Annotated in this window: 13 protein-coding genes and 1 pseudogene; 7 read left to right on the top strand and 7 right to left on the bottom strand. The window is 44.8% G+C overall.

Annotated elements, in window-relative coordinates; translation table 11 throughout:
- The 5 genes and pseudogenes from ABL924_RS15350 to ABL924_RS15330 all read left to right on the top strand — a co-directional run.
- Window positions 1-289, top strand: a pseudogene (locus ABL924_RS15350) (IS701 family transposase); the annotation flags it as partial.
- Between the two features lie 195 nt (window positions 290-484).
- Window positions 485-2221: a hypothetical protein gene (locus tag ABL924_RS15345; protein ID WP_349027976.1), complete on the top strand. Its 1737-nt coding sequence runs from the start codon at window positions 485-487 to the stop codon at window positions 2219-2221.
- Window positions 2222-2314: 93 nt separating this feature from the next.
- Complete coding sequence (locus ABL924_RS15340) at window positions 2315-2452, top strand: hypothetical protein (protein ID WP_349027975.1); 138 nt, start codon at window positions 2315-2317, stop codon at window positions 2450-2452.
- Between the two features lie 268 nt (window positions 2453-2720).
- Window positions 2721-4604, top strand: a complete 1884-nt coding sequence (locus ABL924_RS15335) for a pyruvate kinase (protein ID WP_349027974.1) — start codon at window positions 2721-2723, stop codon at window positions 4602-4604.
- Between the two features lie 165 nt (window positions 4605-4769).
- A complete protein-coding gene (locus tag ABL924_RS15330; RefSeq protein ID WP_349027973.1) occupies window positions 4770-5192 on the top strand; it encodes a hypothetical protein in 423 nt (140 codons plus the stop codon).
- Between the two features lie 383 nt (window positions 5193-5575).
- Here ABL924_RS15330 and ABL924_RS15325 read toward each other — a convergent pair whose 3' ends face one another.
- Window positions 5576-6367: a lysophospholipid acyltransferase family protein gene (locus tag ABL924_RS15325; RefSeq protein WP_349027972.1), complete on the bottom strand. Its 792-nt coding sequence runs from the start codon at window positions 6365-6367 to the stop codon at window positions 5576-5578.
- Window positions 6339-7127, bottom strand: a complete 789-nt coding sequence (locus tag ABL924_RS15320; protein ID WP_349027971.1) for a GNAT family N-acyltransferase — start codon at window positions 7125-7127, stop codon at window positions 6339-6341. The genes ABL924_RS15325 and ABL924_RS15320 overlap by 29 nt, the downstream gene beginning before the upstream one ends.
- Window positions 7128-7324: 197 nt before the next feature.
- Between ABL924_RS15320 and ABL924_RS15315 the strand changes: the two genes are divergently transcribed.
- Together ABL924_RS15315 and lplT are read left to right on the top strand one after the other, a co-directional pair.
- Window positions 7325-8116 (top strand): UDP-2,3-diacylglucosamine diphosphatase, encoded by a 792-nt coding sequence (locus ABL924_RS15315; protein WP_349027970.1) that lies wholly within the window; start codon window positions 7325-7327, stop codon window positions 8114-8116.
- Between the two features lie 60 nt (window positions 8117-8176).
- Window positions 8177-9403 (top strand): lysophospholipid transporter LplT, encoded by a 1227-nt coding sequence (gene lplT / locus ABL924_RS15310; RefSeq protein WP_349027969.1) that lies wholly within the window; start codon window positions 8177-8179, stop codon window positions 9401-9403.
- Window positions 9404-9525: 122 nt separating this feature from the next.
- Here lplT and ABL924_RS15305 read toward each other — a convergent pair whose 3' ends face one another.
- The 5 genes from ABL924_RS15305 to ABL924_RS15285 form a co-directional block, all read right to left on the bottom strand.
- The gene (locus ABL924_RS15305; protein ID WP_349027968.1) at window positions 9526-10569 is read right to left on the bottom strand and encodes an MJ1255/VC2487 family glycosyltransferase; all 1044 of its coding nucleotides are present in this window, start codon (window positions 10567-10569) and stop codon (window positions 9526-9528) included.
- The gene (locus ABL924_RS15300; RefSeq protein WP_349027967.1) at window positions 10569-11087 is read right to left on the bottom strand and encodes a phosphatase PAP2 family protein; all 519 of its coding nucleotides are present in this window, start codon (window positions 11085-11087) and stop codon (window positions 10569-10571) included. Before ABL924_RS15300 ends, ABL924_RS15305 begins: the two co-directional genes overlap by 1 nt.
- A gap of 705 nt (window positions 11088-11792) precedes the next feature.
- A complete protein-coding gene (locus tag ABL924_RS15295; protein WP_349027966.1) occupies window positions 11793-11981 on the bottom strand; it encodes a DUF2934 domain-containing protein in 189 nt (62 codons plus the stop codon).
- 222 nt (window positions 11982-12203) lie between these two features.
- Window positions 12204-13808, bottom strand: a complete 1605-nt coding sequence (locus ABL924_RS15290; RefSeq protein ID WP_349027965.1) for an alkaline phosphatase D family protein — start codon at window positions 13806-13808, stop codon at window positions 12204-12206.
- Between the two features lie 144 nt (window positions 13809-13952).
- The gene (locus tag ABL924_RS15285; protein WP_349027964.1) at window positions 13953-15104 is read right to left on the bottom strand and encodes a multicopper oxidase domain-containing protein; all 1152 of its coding nucleotides are present in this window, start codon (window positions 15102-15104) and stop codon (window positions 13953-13955) included.
- Between the last annotated feature and the right edge of the window lie 193 nt (window positions 15105-15297).

Raw genomic sequence — 15297 nt, 5'->3', positions numbered from 1 at the left:
TTGTAGCGACCTCGACTGCGACCAAGCGGCGATCGAAGCGATCTACCAAAAACGGTGGAAAGTGGAGGTCTTCCATAAAACCCTCAAATCCAATACGGCTTTGGCAAAGTCGCCGACGCAACGGGTCAGGACGCAAGGCAACCCTGTCTTCCTGTCGATCTATGCCGCCTTTCGCCTGGAATGCCTTTCAATTAAGCACAAGCTCAACCATTTCGCGCTCAGGGCCAAGCTGTATTTGAAAGCCGTCCGGCTGGCTTTCGATGAACTTCAAATACTCAAGTGTGCGTAAGGTGAGTTATTAAGTAAATCATCCAAATCCCTCCTCAAGTTAGTCCCGCTCTATGGCTACCAGTTAATAGCGTTGATGGTAGTCTTTTTTTATTCTGATTTAGGCAAGTTTTGTATTCGGTTTTTGCGGATGTCATAAACATGTCATAGTCCTACACTAAAATTTCAGGCTTGTAATTACGTATTTGGGCGTAACGTGAAGATAAGCATCAAACATTTCCTTTTCTACATCCTGACAGTGACTGGTTTGCTATTGGTCGGCAATTATGCAATTAACAGCTTTGCCCAGAGCGTACAGCCCAAAGCCCCAAAATTGGAAAGGCTTTTTCCAGAAGATGTCCAATCGTCTGTAACCTTCGATAAAAGTATTATTGCAAATCTATTACTCGATTTATCTCAAGGCCGACCGATCGTAATAGTACCCAGCTCAGATGGCGAAATCACTGCATTGGATGGCGAAATCGGGGTGCTGGAGTGGAAAATTAATGCCCCAGTCCCAGAAGGTCAAGAAGCACAGCTAATTTCAACACCGGTAATGATAGAAAATAAGCTGGTCATTCTTTATCAATGTCTTGAAAAAGGCGTACGTACCAGCCATCGCATGGCGGTGATAGATTTGGTGCAAAAAAAGTTGGACGAGACTTTTCCGGTCTTGGTGTTGTCGGCTGAAAAACCTGCCGCAGGTGGTGTTGCATCGGTCAAATTCAAACCACCCACCGCTTTTTCTCATTCTGCGCTCAAACATACTCGGAAGGTAGGCACTGAGTGGGGATTTGTTTACGCCGCTTTTGGCAATGCAGGGGATACCCAACCCTTTCACGGCTGGCTGTTTGAAATTGATATGGATGCTTGGAAGCTACGAGGCACAGCCCAGGCAATAAGCAATGTGCTGTTGACTACCCCAGAAGCTGAATGCCCTGTCACTATCGAATCTGGCACTCAGGAAATGATTTGTGCCGGCGGTATTTGGACACCGGCAGGGCCGCAACTGTATCCGACTGCCGATAGTTTTGAATTATTTGTACCCGTCGGCAATGGACAAGTCGATCTCGCACGGCATGATTATGCCAATACCCTTATGCGTGTGCAGCCGGGCCTGCAATTTAATCCTGAGTGTGATGCACAACTGTGTAAAAACTTTAATGCTAGTCAGCCGGACTACGCTTGTATGTCCTCTTGCAAGAATCTGTTCATCCCACGATTGACAGCAAGCAATACGTTTTTTAAACCCGCTAATGGCGAATGCGATGTTAAGACATTCTGGGAATGTCTGGCCTGGATGGATTATGACCTAGGCGCCAGCGCACCTGTTAAAGTTAACCTAAAGAGCGGTCATTCCGTACTCGTACAACCAGGGAAGGAAGGTGCGGTTTACTTGATTGATGCCAATCATCTGGGTACACAATATGATCGCCTGCAAATTGTCGATATGTGCGGTACGCCATCCGATCCCTGTAAAGCAGGCTGGATGGGGATGATCGTTACCCAACCGGCACTTACCACTATCAACGATGAGCCTGTGGTAGTGATCCCCACGTTTATGCCAGATAACACCCATCCGGCAGGTCTGGTTGCTTTAAAGATCGTGTTGACAGATGGCAAGCCGAAATTGCAGGGCTTTTGGCAATACCCTGATCCAGCTAGCAGTACGGCGGTCAAGAAATTCAGGAGTCATCCTTCGTTGCCCGTGATTTCGACACTGGGTGAAGATAACGATGCGATTGTCTGGACTGTGGACATCGGCAATCCTGGCACATTGTATGGTATCCGGGTAAAAGATGGAGTTGTACTGTTTGAACAATCCCTATTAGGAACGGGACGGCAGCTTTCTGCTCCGTTAATTGATGGCAACACCTTGTACCTTGCGTCCACACTGCCTGGCACTGGCAAAGCGATGATCGAAGCCTATCAAATCAAAACGCAAGAACAATAATCCTGTCATAAAAAATTCATACAAATGTCATCATATCTTAACCTGCCCATATCATTATATTGGCTTACTGATGATATAAAAGAGGACACTGGCATGAGCAAACCACTATTCAACAAACACCTGTTCAAACACCACGACCTATTTAGTCTTATATTGGCAATGACTGTTTTGTGCCTGCTGGTATCTTGGGGTATTGAATTATTAGCGAAGGAATTGTTTCGTTTAGGATAAAGCCTGATTATCGCCTTAATCCGCCATCAGCAGCCAGATTAAAGCCCCAGTTCAAACAGACCTTAGTTTTTCATAAGGCTGTCACAATTCTTAAGGAAACCTCTAATAATCCCCTCTCCCTCTGGGAGAGGGGTAGAGTGAGGGATATAATTGCTTGATTTTATTACCCTCATCCCAACCTTCTCCCAGAAGGAGAAGGAGTTTTTTGAATTTTTAGAGATTCCCTTAAGTAATCTGACCTCATCAAAATGGAATTGTTTTCGGCAACATGGTAGCAACTAACAAAATCACTCACGACCCCTATGAAGATGTCCTGAAACAAATTCTTGCTGAAGTCGCTGACTTACGCCAAGAGATTGAAACCCATGCAAACCGGCGTTTGCAAAAATATCAGCAACATTTCCATTCCGGTTTTTTTTCCAAAAGCGCGTATAACCTAGCTCATTACCTAGCCATGCGCCAATTCGATTTGCGACATTTGCAGGATCGCCTAGCCCAAGCCGGTTTGTCATCTTTGGGGCGGGCAGAAGCATCGGTCTTATCAACGTTTGATGCACTGATTGATGTACTGTCACGCGCCGCAGACAAAAACTACCGTCCGGGCGAAAAGAATCCGAACGAATACGGCCTTAATCGCGGCCAACAGCTTTTAGAGCAGCATACTACGGAACTGTTTGGCGCTTTTCATGAGCATGGTAAAGCCCATGTCATGGTGACTTTAGGTGCTGAAGCATCCTGGAATTATGGACTCGTTAATGCCTTACTTAAAAAAGGCATGACCTGTGCACGTATCAATTGTGCTCACGATAATTCTGATATCTGGCAGTGGATGATAAGAAATATTCGAAGAGCAGAAGCTGAAACAGGCCGACCCTGCCGAATTCTGATGGATTTGGCAGGCCACAAGATTCGAACCGGAGCCATCGCTCTAGAGCCGCCTATTTATCATATCAAGGTAAAAAAAGACCGCACCGGTAAAACAGTAGCCTCCGGTTATTTGATGTTAACGGTTGATTCGGAAAATTCACCAACCGATAACGACTTATTCAGAATCCCAATACCCAAGGAACTTCATAAGAAACTTACGGCTGGTATGTTTTTGGGTTTTATTGACAGCCAAGAAAAACAGCGTTACTTAAAGGTGGAAAAAGCGCTTTCAAGTACAGATTGGCTGGTCAGTTGTGAAAAATCTGCTTATCTTGTTTCCGGCTGTAAATTAAAGCTGCTCAAGCCTGACCAACTGGACAGCAAAAAATGTGCCGATGAGTTCACTTTGGGAAAGTTTGACGGTGAGCCTTTAGATATTCGGGTAATGAAAGATGAACTGTTATTGTTAACGACGGAACATATCGCAGGAAGACCCGCCGAATATTCTGCTAGCGGAGTACTGGTTCGCCCTGCACATATTGCTTGCACACTGTCTTCGGCCATAACGAAACTCAAAATCGGTGAACCCGTCTGGATTGATGACGGCAAATTGGGGACAAAAGTAGAAAAAATCACCGATCAGGGTATCCTGCTACGAATCACGGTGGCTAAACCAAGTGGTGTCAAAATCCATAGCGACAAAGGGATTAATTTTCCGGAAACCGCTCTTGACTTGCCACCATTAAGTGAAAAAGATCTCATGGATTTGGATTTTGTTTGCGAACACGCCGATTTGGTCGGTTTTTCATTTGTTGAAACGCTGTCTGACATGGAATGTTTGATGGCGGAATTGGTAAAAAGGAACGCATCGGAGCTGCCCATTATTGCCAAGATTGAGACCAATCTGGCCGTAAAAAATCTTCCCGACATTATACTGGGGACTATCGGGCGGCATAACCTTGGCATCATGATCGCCCGAGGCGATTTGGCAGTAGAATTGGGTAGCGCACGGCTGGCTGAAATTCAAGAAGAAATACTGTGGTTATGTGAAGCGGCACATGTGCCGGTTATATGGGCGACCCAAGTGCTGGAATCCATTGCTAAGAAAGGCGTGCGGTCGAGACCTGAATTTACCGATGCTGCGATGGCCGTCCGCGCAGAATGTGTCATGCTAAATAAAGGCCCCTATATACTCGATGCAATTGAGGCCTTGGTCAATGTTATGATCCGTATGCACGAACATCAAAGGAAAAAGTTTTCTCGGTTACGCGCGTTACAGTGGTAAACAGATAGGCTTGATTGTCGATAAGACAGTTATCAATTAAGTTTAGCAATGGTGCACGGGTACTTGCTCTTCTAGTACTTTTGATTAGTACCAAAACCGTATAAGCTGCTTAATCCTGACTCAATCACTAAGCACGTTTATTTTTTGATTTGAATGAGAAAAACCATGAGTAAATTTTTTAAGTATGGGAAATTATCGACCGTATCAATCATTACAAAAGATGATGACCTCAAAAATTATGGCGACTACAAAAAAAAGATCATTGAAGATTTAAAAAGGCATATTGAGATCATTGAAGATCCCTGTAAATTAATATTGGATGGCGAGCATAAAGATCCTCCCTATATTTTAGGGCTTTCTGCTGTCGCAGATGATCTAAGCATTATCGAGTTAACCCTAAGATGTAAAAGAAAATTGTTTGATTTTGGAAATAAAGGCGAGAAATATTTCAAATTTGTCGTGCCTATTGAAGGCAGAGATGAAACCACCGTTAAAGCCATCAGAATTAGCTTGCTAAACGAACTCATAAAAAAAGTTGAAGACGATGAGTATAAAACACTCATCAAGATGTATTTACGAAATCATTAACCCCTACGCCAACCTATTTTCGTAAGTAAGATTTGCAATTCAAGCTATCATGCCAATTAGATTGCTATGAGCAAAGAGGTTTTTCCCATTTCCCTGAGGATGAAAATGGTTTTTTAATTTTTAAAGAGCGCTGGACTAAACTGACACAATTTTTAATTGTGCGAATAGTGGTAAATTTTCTACGGACAGAACCATTAGCAAATATAATTGAGACATATGGAAGCTAACACCACAACTGGTAAAGCAAGCTTTAGGTTGCATAACTCTCCATATTTCGTCTGAGCAGATAGATGCTGTACATAGCCCATACGGCTGCAATAAGGCAAGTTACATGACATGCAGACATGTTCAAAGAACATTTAATGGCTTATCGTCGTTTGGTTTCAATTGCCGTATCCTACCTTTGAAATGACTATTTTTTCTTGTTTTCCAGTGATACTTTCCATAATCAAAGCCCTCGCTTCGTTGCTGACTGAATGCCGATTTTTCCCTGACATATCAATGCAGGGTAGAAAATCAACGCTCACTTCAATTTTATCTAACGAAAGCATCTTGATAAGGTGCGGTATGAAGGCATCCTCGCCGACAAATGGGGCGTATTGTTTGGTTTCGCCCAGATAATTCATCGCAACTGGCTGGACGGGTGCTTTGGCCAGCACCGCCGACTGGAACAGGGAAGCATGAAAAGGTAAGACTTCATCACCCTTCGTCGTAGTCCCTTCTGGAAAGGCGATAACCGTGCCGTTTTGTTTCAACAACCAAATTATTTCTTCCGCAATTGCTCTGGCTTGTTGTTTATCGCCTCGGCGTACAAACACGGTGCCTCCTCGTTTGGCTAGGTAGCCAATTATAGGCCACGCCAAGATATCGCTCTTGGCAACAAAATGAGCCGACGAAAAACTTCCCAGCACTATTATGTCCAGCCAGGATATGTGGTTACTGACCATAAGGCTGGCTTTGCCGGATGGGTTTCCCACTTTGGAAACTTCCAAATCCAGAATTCCGCTAAACCATCTTAACCACGCCAGTTTCAGTGCCCCATGCTTACGTTTGGCATCATCAGGTTTACAAAAAACATCAAGTACTGGAAAAATGATGGCCGCTATGACGACTCCAGCAACAAACAGATGGACAATAAGGCAAACTTTATAACACAGCCGTAGTTTCAATTTCATTAGCCTTGTATCCCCTTGTGTAATGCTTGCTGTAGCGTTCTTGAAGCTGGTCTAAGGGCAATAGGATGAACAGATCCATGCAGTTGAAATCCTCATCCCAATAAGGCTCGCCACAAACGAGCGCACCAAAACGCAGGTATGCCTTGAGCAACGGCGGTATGCCAGATTCATCACGTTGGCAGCGCAATGCCTTGGGTACTGGAATCAAGGGTTTGACTTGCAACTCAGGCGCAGCGATATTGTTAGTGTCAATATTTCGATAGACCGCATCGACGGCATAGCCACTAACGCCAGGGGTAATGCTTGCGCAGCCTAATAGATAATCGAATTGTCCTTCCAGCGTATATTGCATTAACGCCGACCACAATGTGGTCAATACAGCACCACCGCGATAATCAGGGTCAATACATGTCCTGCCCACTTCCAGAAAACGTCCAGGCAATGCCAGCACCTTATCCAGTTTGAATTCATTTTGGGAATAAAATCGGCCTAAGCGTTTCGCTTGGTCTTGATTGAGCAAGCGGGTATAACCCACGATCTTGGCGTTGGCATTGTCGTAGGCCACCAAATGGTCGCAGTATAAATCTACCTCATCATAATCAAGACCTTCCGAGCCGGATTTGAGCGTGGCGCCCATTTCTTGGGCAAACACGCGGTAGCGCAAGGCTTGCGCTTCTTTTATTAACTCTTGGGTGTTGGCGATAAAGCAGGTCAGCTTTTTTTCTGATCTGGCTTGCAGCTTGGTCTGTTGAGTTTTCATGGGCATCCTAATACCAAAAAATAAACGGATACCTTAATCAACCGAAATGTCAGGTTTATGTCGAATTTATGAAATTACTGTTACAGGAAAGGGCAATAGTTCTGAATTTATTGCGTTGTCACATAGTTTTCATGTGCGTTGGTTACACTGTTCATACCTAATCGTGGGGCTAAACAGTTATTCAATAGTAGGAGCTCATGACTATTACTTCTTACCGAACTATATGGATTTCCGATTTACATCTCGGTTCCACTCAATGTCAAGGTGACGTTTTGCTGGATTTTCTGAAATACAATGACAGCGAAAAACTATATCTGGTAGGCGACATTATCGATTTCTGGGCACTTTCCAAGAAAATGTATTGGCCACGAGACCATAATACCGTCATCCAGAAAGTGTTGCGTAAGGCTAGGCACGGCACCCAGATCATTTATATACCTGGCAACCATGACGAAAACGTCAGGGACTATGACAATTATGTCTTTGGTGACATAACCGTCAAAAAATCCGATATCCACATCACCGCTGCCGGGAAACGTTTCCTGGTGGTTCATGGCGACGAATACGACACCATCGCCAGACATCATCGGTGGCTTGCCAAACTGGGCAGCGAAAGCTACGACATCCTGCTTGAAATTAATCGTTATTTAAGGATAATCCGACGCTGGTTGGGTGTGCAGTCGCATTTTTCCCTGGCAGGGTATGTCAAATTCAAGGTCAAGAATGTTGTCCAGTTTATTTCCGAATATGAAGAGAGCATCGTCAATACGCTCAACGATGAAGGTGTGGATGGCGTAATCTGCGGACACATCCATCATGCGGAAATCAAGGAGATCGGCGGGTTTTTGTACGTCAACACCGGTGATTTTGTGGAAAGCTGCACCGCTATCGTGGAACATTTCAATGGTACGCTGGAGCTTATAAGATGGAAAAACACTCAAGTGGCCGTGGGTTATGAGGTTATGGAAGCTAACCAGCATTATCACTAACTGACAGCTCTTGTCCCACTTCTTAGCCTTTGTCAGGTCACTGGCCTACTGTTTAACTTTATGAATCGAGGCTTTTACATCATCCTTGCCGCGCAGTTCTTTTCCTCATTGGCCGATAATTCCTTGTTATTTGCAGCAATCGAATTGCTCAAAGACCGTGCTGCGCCGTCTTGGGAAATTCCGGTGCTACAACAATTCTTCGTATTATCTTTTATCCTGCTCGCGCCTTTCGTTGGCCCTTATGCCGATTCCTTGCCGAAAGATAAAGTTATGCTCATAAGCAACACCATTAAGATTGTAGGTTGCCTTGCCTTATTCCTGGGCGTGCATCCTTTGCTTGCATACGGCTTAGTGGGTACAGGTTCTGCCTTATATTCACCCGCAAAATATGGCATTTTGACCGAATACCTCCCAGCCAACCGGTTGGTGTGGGCAAATGGCTGGATGGAAGGCTTGACCGTTGCAGCGATCATCTTGGGAGCTATCATTGGTGGGGTTCTGATTGGCCATCAATTTGAAGCCCTGATTTCCCTGCGATTAGGCGGTCTCCCTTGGAATGCCGGAATCAACACTGCCCCTGAGTTTGCGATCCTTGTCGTCCTTGGATTGTATCTGGTTGCTGCGGCATTCAACTTGTATATCCCTAAATTGCCGATTGAACATGAATTGCCGAATACCAACTTAGCATTTTTGTGGACTGATTTCTGGCGGTGCTTTCTGCTTTTGTGGCGTGATCCTTTAGGGCAAGTCTCATTGGCGGTCACATCATTGTTTTGGGGCGCGGGGACGACCTTACGCTTTATCATCCTCCTTTGGGCGGCATCAGCGTTGCAATTTGATTTACAACAAGCTACACAATTGACCGCAGTTGTTGCGGTTGGGCTTGCCATTGGTTCTGTCATAGCAGCCAAGTTTGTACCATTGGAACATGCGGTAAACGTATTGCCGTTAGGTATAGCTATGGGGGCAGTCATCGTCATGATGGCATGGGTTAGCGATTGGCGGCTGGCCATAATTATGCTGATTTTGGTCGGCGCATTGGCAGGCAGTTTTTTAATACCCATGAACGCCTTGCTCCAGCATAGGGGGCACTTACTGATGGGTTCTGGGCATTCCATCGCCCTTCAAAATTTCAACGAAAACGGCAGTATCCTGTTGATGCTGGGCGCATATGCCCTGATGATCCAAAGTGAAATATCGGTAAAGACTATCGTGGTTGTGTTCGGGTTGTTTGTGTCGTTTACTATGGCTTGGCTGACCTATAAACATGGGCATGACCAGGACTAAGATTAACCCTGTCTGATTTGCGTCTTGAATCAACTTTGATCCCAGCCAATTATGTTTGAACTCCTTCGCATTCGCCCTGGCAAGGTGAAAGATGCCAATTCAAAAGCCTTGCTCAATAACTCCTAATGGCGGACATGCAACACATCCACTGTATTCCAAATATTTTCCACATAATCGGCGGTCATCTCAGGCATACCGGCCTGTAGCCATTCAACCAAGATTTTAGCCGTATTCGGGTAAGTGATTTGGACAGCATGGGCATTATGCAACCAGTGGTCGATCACCGCAGTATCCAAGTCATACATGACGTGTCCATAACCTAGTTGTTGCAATGCCGCAGCATTGGAGATTTGCTCCATTTGGGCGTGTAGCGGCTTTGCCAGGATTTTTTTGCCCATCTGTAACGCTTCGCTGGCCAACTCAAATCCGGCATTGCTGATAATGCCGGCACAATCGATCAGGTCTTGTTGGAAGCCTTCCCGCGATAACGGTTTGCAAATAATAAAATCAAATGAGCTTGGGACGACATCCGGAGTATAGATATGGAACTCAAAATTCTTGAAAGGCGACAAAAGGGCGATCACTTCCTGCGTATCTTCAAAGGGTAGGTAAACAATGATCTTGTTTTTAATGGCGGCTGATGCTGCCGTGTCACTTGCTTCAATAATGGGCGGCAACACGGGTTGTCCAAAATGATGCCAATGCAAGCCCACGCCGATATCCACAGGGGCATAAAGTTTCATGACCAGTTCAGCCAGTGGGTCAGAACCTTCCCTGGGTATTTTATGTTTGAATGCGTATTGATGTCCAATACCCAAAACAGGCACACCTTGTGTTTTTGCGGCCCAGGCGGTAACGGGCTCAAAATCACTGATGACCAGGTCATAACATTTAAGGTCGAGTTTTTTGACATCCTTCACAAATGTAATAGGCTTGGAAGTCAACAGCGTTTTCAGATAGCTGACTTGCCCCTTGTTAACGGAAAACGTCAGCCCATGGCGCAGTTGGTGGCCATTGAAAACAGACATGTCGAAATACTTATCGAAGGGTCGCCCAGTAAACTGAAAATCGACATCAATGCCCACCTTATACAGTTCTTTTGCCATTACCCTGGCGCGGGTGATATGCCCGTTGCCGGTTCCTTGAACGCCGTAAAAAATACGCATTAAATATGTCCTATGCTGAAGAATGCTATGGTGATGCCCATGACAGAACCGACCAGGATGTCAGTGGGGAAATGCACACCTAATGCCACACGGGAAAAACCGACCGACCCTGCCCAGCAGTAAAGTGGTATCAACAGGGTGGGGAAAAAGTGACCCAGCAACGTCGCCATCATGAACGCGGCGGAAGTATGCCCAGATGGAAAACTAAACTTATCCGAAGGCGTGATAAAGCTGTGGAAATTTTTTAAGGCCGCCTCTGGACGATTACGCTTGAAACCGTTTTTCAGGACAAAATAGGTTGGCCTTTCGACGGCAAAAGCCAAGAGGATGGCTTGCAAAGGCTGACTTCGCAAGCCTTCGTGCCAATAGAATAAGGCCATGACCAAGATATATAGCTGTCCGTCGCCTGTTTTTGAAACGTAACGAGAAACCTTCGTCAAACTGTTATGGATACTGGCATTAATAAGCCAGGAAAACATAAAGACATCGTATTTATGAATCGCGGAAAGCAGTTTCATCTTGTCCCCCCAGGGGTTTGCGCTAGATTGGTCGGCTACATGCCCCATATCGGGACACCCAGTATTTCGCCAATTATTTGACTTTCAAGTGAGAGGTTAAGGTATTTATATGACAACGACGTGACTATATCTTGAAAATTGTATGACAGGTATTGCTATTAAGATAGCCGCTGCTTAGTGCTTTAAAGACAAAACAAGATATCCTGTTTAGGAATCTCTGAACAACCCAAAGATTTCTTAGTCCTTGAGCCGTAAAAAGCGAAAATGGCTGTTGAATTTTAGATGTTGATATACAGTAAGTTTTGGCGTCAGCTTGACATAGGCAGATTATGAAATCCGGCAACAAGCACAAAAAATGGCAAGCCGACCTTCAGTTTACCCAAAATAAAACACAAGCCACAAAGCCCACAACGCACCTTTTGGGAGTACCGAAGTCACAAGAATCGAAAATCTAAACACATTAATGTAAGCTATAGGGGATATCTAATAATCCCCTCTCCTTTTGGTAGAGGGCTAGGGTGAGGGAAATAACCACTTGATTTTAAAGCCCTCACCCCAACCTTCCCCCAAAGGGAGAAGGGTCTTTTTTGAATTTTTAGAGGTTACCTATAAATTAAATCGATTCTTATGCCGCATTAGATCAATTCACGCTCAGTTCATTCACAGATCGGGATTCATGAATTTATTCAAATTTTTCCGTCATTCTCAGGACAAATTTAGTTCTTGTTCTGCTTCCAGCCAATCATCAAGTTCATGACCTGGGGCAAAATCCCTGGTTTCTGCTTTGTGATAAGCAATCTCCGCAACCTTGTTATCAAGATCAGCGAGCGATATGATTTCGTTGGTAACTTGGGTTGAAATATCTTCTTTGATATTTTTAGCGGTCTTGGACATTGTTTCACCTCATAATTAATACATAGTTTGTTCGAGTTTAAAGCCAGTAAAGACTTCGAAAACCCAATTAGTTTCAATTGCTAGACGATTATAACTTCTCATTATTACAAGAAGATTACGCATTTATTGTAATAAGATTTGGTGTCCGCTATCATCGGCACGAAGCAAAGATCCCATAAGGTTGCTGCTAAAACTGGCAAAATGATCGTGGCATCTTAACGATTAGTCCTTGCTTTGTTCTGCACGTAGAGTTTTGGTAAATACCGGAGTGCCGTTTATATCTTTAAGATCGACTGTCATCGCCTTTGTATCTCTATTTATATTAACTTCACCAAAGAATTGCAGCCCTGCATAAGGCGACAAATTAGCCTGTCCAACAGCTGGGGCTTTGCTGAATACTACTTGAGGTCCGAAAGTGCCATCAGTGCTGTTAGGCCCGAATGAACCTGCATTGAGTGGGCCTGCCACAAATTCCCAAAATGGTGAAAAATCTTTGTTCTGGGCTTTGCTTGGATCATAGAAATGGGCGGCGGCATAATGCACGTCTGCGGTTAGCCAAACAATATTGTTGATATGCTCATGCTTGATGAAGCTCAACAAGCGGGCAGTTTCCAATTCACGGCCAGCCGCAATCCCATTGTTGCCATTGGCGATGGCTTCCCAGCGAGGCGTACCATTTGGAATATTATCAACAGTACCATCACCTATGTTGAGGCCAATCGGCATGTCAGCGGAGATCACTTTCCAAGTCGCACCCGAGTTCTTTAGCTCTTTCTTGAGCCAATTCAACTGGGTTTCACCTAGGAATACGGTATCTGAGCCTTCCTTTGTTTGTAGGTTACTGGTATTAGGTCCCCGGTAGCTACGCATATCAATGACAAAGACATCCAGCAATTTGCCATAAGAGAGTTTCCGGTAAATACGTTCGGACTCTTCAGCATCATGCGGACGCAGTGGAGCATATTCATGAAATGCTTTAGTGGCACGGGCGATTAATGTCGGCACATTCTTTTCGGTATAGCGAGGATCTGCACTCAAGTCTTTGGTGCTAGACCAGTTATTGACGACTTCATGATCGTCCCATTGCCAGATTTGCGGCACTTCTGCATTAAATCGGCGCAGGTTATTGTCCAGCAAGTTGTATTTGTACCGCCCACGGAATTCACTCAATGTTTCGGCAACCTTGCTCACTTCCGGTGTCACTAGATTAGTCCAAATCTGACCGTTCTCAGCAGGTTTTCTTTCTGGAATAGGGCCGTCGGAATATACGCTGTCACCACTTTGGATGAAAAACTGTGGCTCGACTTGGCGCATGGCTTCATAGATCTTCATTCCGCCGAATGCTTCATTGATGCCCCAGCCTTGGCCAGCCGTATCGCCGCCCCAAACGAAGCGAATATCGTCACGTTTGCCGATGGTATGAAAACGGCCTGTGACGGGTTCACTTTTGCTACGGGCATTGGTTAAATCTTCAAACCAGACTTTGACGTAAACATCCTTGCCATCAGGCAGTCCGATCAAATCTTGACGGGCAGTGAAGTCACTTGCTTCAAGTGCATAAGGACCACGAATAATTCGGGAATGGGCAAACTGTTCGTTGAATGCGTACTCTACCATCATACGTGTCGGCCGGTCTGCACGACTCCAGACGATTGCACGTCCTGGTGCCAAATCACCGAACTGGATACCTTGCTCCATCACAGGCGCGTCAACACCTGCTACAGCAGTTGAGTAATTGACTGCCAGAAGTAACGACAATATCGGTATGCTCACTAATAAGTTTAAACTTTGCGGAATATTACTTGGATTTTGATCGAACCTCTTCATAGGGATTGCTCCTTAGATGTTGTTGATGAGATTCAAATGATAAGGATATTAGATGACAGGATGATTAGTGCTTGATGACAATATCGTTAAAGATTGTCTAATTACATCCAGAGGGTTTAGGGGTAGTATTTTTTTACTGAAAACCTATTTTTGATTTGTAATGAGTGCATTTTTTGAATTGGCTGGAAGGACAGTATAGCGTCCCATCATACCCGCTTCGATATGGTCGTTGACATGGCAATGATACATCCAGATTCCAGGATTGTCGGGCTGCATTTCGACAGTCACATGGGAAGCGGGGAGTAAACTCAGCACATCAATCCGCTGACCTGCGGAAAGCAGGGTGTTCCCGTGCCAATGCGGCGTGTGTAGATCAGCTTCAGTCCCCAGTGCCAATTGATACCAGCGGACATTTTCCCCAACCTTCATGTTAAGTCCTGGAACATTATCGTAAACATAACCGTTCATGCTGTGCATGAGATTGCTTTCCTTAAACGATTCATCGCCTTTTTTATCCTTAGATTCGGGGGCGAAAGCATTGATGTTCTTGTCCAAATAATAACTCTTGTTCTCATCGAAAATGGTAAATAGCACGACGAATTCCCTGTCGATACCCTTCAATTTGCCATTGGGCAATAACGTGTCTTTTCGGGAAATGATAATCGGGCCGGCCAAACCGGTGTTGGTGTCCATGGTTTCATTGCCGTGGGAATGATAAAGCCATATGATCGAACTTGGGTCATTTGGCCCAGGCCCTGAGCGTTCCGGTACTTCCCAAGTGTAGGTATAGGTTGCTCCCGGAGCTACTAGGTCATCCTGTTTGTCTTTTTCTGTTGTGCCGTCACTGTAGTGTGTGCCTTCGCTGTCTTTTTTATAAAAGACACCATGCGGGTGCATGGAGGTTGTCATATCTTGTGTTTTGTTGCGGAAAATAACCTTGATGGTATCACCAACATTGGCTCGAATGACTGGCCCAAAGATACCTAAATGTTCCCATTCAAATCCTCGTGGCTTTATGGCAGTGAAAGAATTGTCCGTATATTCTATAAAACGCGCCTTGTAGTATTTATGCCCGATTCGTCGTTTACCGTCACCCTCGACAAACACTTTTTCATTCTCAGAAAATACGCCTTGGTGCATAGGGTTAATCGGATAGGAGGGAGCATAATCCCAAAGCGTTTCTTCTGCGGCAATGAAATAAGTCCGAGTCGTAGCGGCTGAGGTATTATCTGCCAAGCAAACAAAAGCCAGGAAAATCACTTTAAGTAAAAAATGACGAATGGAAGTGATAATCACATGGTTTATTCAGATAAATTTTCCAAAAAGTGGGCTAACCGAAATTAGCCCACCGTTTTCAAGCTATTATTTTAATTTCTTACAGTTAGCATAATAAGAGACCTTTGCACGACCTCAAGCCCCAAAATGGGTAAAATAAGCCTTTATTCAAGTTCGAGCAATAGCCTATGTCCTGGAAGAACCTAGCCCAAAC

It is taken from the genome of Methyloglobulus sp. (assembly GCF_040079455.1).
Lineage (GTDB): Bacteria > Pseudomonadota > Gammaproteobacteria > Methylococcales > Methylomonadaceae > Methyloglobulus.
This window is presented reverse-complemented; position numbering and strand designations above follow the sequence as displayed.